The following is a 3,124-nucleotide window of genomic DNA, read 5'->3' on the forward strand; positions in this document are numbered from 1 at the left end:
CAAAAGATATTCGAAGGAGACTTCGATGTCGTACGAATCATTAAAGAGCTGAGCATTCTGAGAAATAAATCCATTCAGCCGGGAAGTTCCATTCTCATATTTGATGAAATTCAGATATGCCCTCGTGCGATAACCTCACTGAAATACTTCTGTGAAAACCTGCCAACGCTTCATGTTGCTGCTGCGGGATCTCTGCTTGGCGTGGCTCTTGCCCGGATGGGCAGACAGATTTCATTTCCTGTAGGCAAGGTAGAGATGCTTCGGATGTATCCTCTTAATTTTCCTGAGTTTCTCCTTGCAAAGGAAGAAGAACTCCTGTTTGAGTATCTTCACAATCTATCTGTCCATGAAAAAATATCTGATGCCTTCACCGGAACACTGGAATAATTATACCATGAATACCTGATCACAGGAGGAATGCCTGAGGTAGTCAGTTCGTGGATTCATACCTTTGATGTCGGGCGTATAGAATCCATACAGGACGGGATTATCAGTAATTATGAAAAGGATTTCATAAAATATGCTTCCGTGTCAGAATTTCCTAAAATTAATCAGATTTGGAATGCAATTCCTGCCCAGCTTGCAAAAGAGAATCAGAAATTTATATTTGCCCATGTAAAACAGGGACTTCGGGCACGTGACCTGGAAGATTCCCTGCAGTGGCTGATATCAGCAGGGCTTATTTATAAAATCGAAAAGGTAGAACGCCCCTTTATTCCTGTCACAGCCTGTAGTGATGGCACGTATTTTAAGATCTATCTCTCTGATGCAGGGCTTTTGCGAAGAATGAGCAGGTTTCCGGCAGAAGTCATGCTCGATACCTCAGCACACACTGCTGACATTCGGGGAATATTAGCGGAAAATTTTGTTTTAACAGAATTGATTGCAACCGGGGTACAAAAACCGTATTTCTGGAAGTCTGGGGGAAGGGCTGAGGTGGATTATATCATCGCAGAGGGTATGGATGTCGTTCCTATTGAGGTGAAATCTTCAAAGCGGACCAGATCAAGAAGTCTTGCAGAATATCGGAAGAAATACAGCCCACGGATTGCAGTCCGGACCAGCCTGGGAAATGTTGCCTGGCATTTTGATGAATATGGACAGCTGCTTGAGATTCCGCTCTATTGTATCTGGAAATTGCCATCGTATATCAAAGGATAGGACCTCCTGCCGGTATGCAGGGAGAGAAAAGACATCGGACAATTCCGGAATTTGAAAAATGGTATATGATGCAGGTCTTGATCTGAAAACGAGTGATGTGTCTCTATGTTGCGGGATTCCCATGTATATGCACATGTGTGAACCCAACGCTTCCGAATGAACAGGATAGATTCCGGGTATCATTGCATACTATGCATGAGGGTTTCCGGCATGAAAACGGGATATATCGTCTTTTGAGACTTTTGCTGACTGCAACCGCTGAATGGGAACACTCCCGCCGATGAGCATATCACCATATCCTGCCAGACATTCTGCTCCGGTTTCATCAAGAATAATCCTGGAATTTGTGGATGAGGTAACCTTCAGGGCAATCTTCAGTTGCAGATTTGCTTTGATGACTCCGGTGATAATTTTTGCATCCGGACGCTGGGTTGCTAAAATGAGGTGAAAACCGGCAGCACGACCTTTTTGCCCGATCTTCTGAATCGCACTCTCAAGGGCCTCTTTCGTGCTCTTATTCATGATAAGATCGGCATATTCATCGATAACAATTATCGTCCTCTTCATTTGCGGTGAATGTCGTGCATTATACTCTGAAATATCAGGACACCCTGCATTTTCAAGCACCCGGTATCGTTCCTCCATCTCACTGACATGCATCATGAGTGCATCCATGGCCCGATCCGGATCCATGATAACCGGTTGTGAGAGGAAGGGAGACTGTCCAAAATCGGTAAATGTCACCCGTTTTGGATCGATTAACGTACATGTCAGGTTCATATCAGGGTTATTCAGAGCAATTGCCACGACCAGAGAACGAATCAGTTCACTCTTCCCTGATCCTGATGTCCCTCCGATAAGACAACTGGTCATATTCGGATCAGCAAGATCTCCAACAAATACCGATCCATCGATTCTTCTGCCCAGGGGAAATGAACAGATGTGTGTTGTCAGTTTTTTGGTGTCTGCGAGGAGTGATCCGACATCAAACGGTTCCCAGTTGCTTTTCTGCACGTCACAGCTGATAAAACCGCTTTGGGCCTGAATGAGCGGCGGGGAAGAGAGAGCAAGTCCCAGCTGAATATCTACCGTCCGGTTGACAATTTTTGAAAACGTAACCCTCTTTTTAATATCAGGAATTATCTTTAATCTGATAAACCTTGGTCCGACGGTATATCCTGCAGGAATAACCGGTATTGAAAGGAGCCTGAGTTTTTCAGTCAGCATAGAAAGTAATTCATCAGGAGCAGGCGGTGTATCATGGGTTTCAGTATTACCGGGTACAGGTTTGGGTGAAATGCTGGTCTTCTCGACAGGTATTCCAAAATCCCCGTCGCAGGTGTGTGCATAGGGACAGATCTGACAGAGAGCAGGGCTGGTGCATTGTGGTACTGGTCTTTTTCCATGCAGAATATCCCGTGCCAGCTGAAAAAGTGAGGGATGGTTCTCTATGATATCCTGGATCGCAGGCACGAAATACCGGACAAGCGGCTGTTTTTCTTCAAGATACAGGATATCAACGCGGGGAAGTATACCGATTGACGTATGAACCAGCCATGAATACAGGGATGTCTGGGCAAGATCCTGAAGTGGATCAGACTCCTTTCTGGCTTTATATTCAACAACGACGGCTTCTTTTGTCTTTGGATCAAAAAGAATCGCATCAGGCCTCCCGGATATCTGCATCATCTCCGCATCAGGAAATGAATATGGTGATTTCATCAAATATTCAGAGGAGTGTACGATCTTTTGAAGAAGGGTTAACCAATCAGGTATTTCGGAGAGGTTTGGGGTTATAAAATCGTTTAAATATCCTATCCATTGTTCACATGCAGATGCAAAGGCTTCGATTCTTTCATACGGGAGTGTATTTGCATACTCCTCCAAAAATGGGATAAGGTACTGCTCTTTTACGAATCGATGGAAAACGGAGGAAAAGGCCTCCTTCTCCTGATGAATTTTA

Annotated in this window: 3 protein-coding genes; 2 read left to right on the forward strand and 1 reads right to left on the reverse strand. The window is 44.6% G+C overall.

Going from position 1 to position 3,124, the window contains the following annotated elements; translation table 11 throughout:
* Both PLA23_RS07065 and PLA23_RS07070 read left to right on the forward strand, forming a co-directional pair.
* Positions 1-387 (forward strand): AAA family ATPase (locus PLA23_RS07065; RefSeq protein ID WP_324474609.1); only part of this gene is annotated, 387 nt, incomplete at its 5' end.
* Positions 388-402: 15 nt separating this feature from the next.
* The gene (locus tag PLA23_RS07070) at positions 403-1,161 is read left to right on the forward strand and encodes an ATP-binding protein (protein ID WP_502883601.1); all 759 of its coding nucleotides are present in this window, start codon (positions 403-405) and stop codon (positions 1,159-1,161) included.
* 189 nt (positions 1,162-1,350) lie between these two features.
* Here the strand turns inward: PLA23_RS07070 and PLA23_RS07075 are convergent.
* Positions 1,351-3,124, reverse strand: a 1,774-nt coding sequence (locus tag PLA23_RS07075; protein ID WP_324474611.1) for an FtsK/SpoIIIE domain-containing protein, incomplete at its 5' end; no start/stop codon positions are given.

It is taken from the genome of Methanospirillum sp. (genome assembly GCF_035406105.1).
GTDB lineage: Archaea > Halobacteriota > Methanomicrobia > Methanomicrobiales > Methanospirillaceae > Methanospirillum.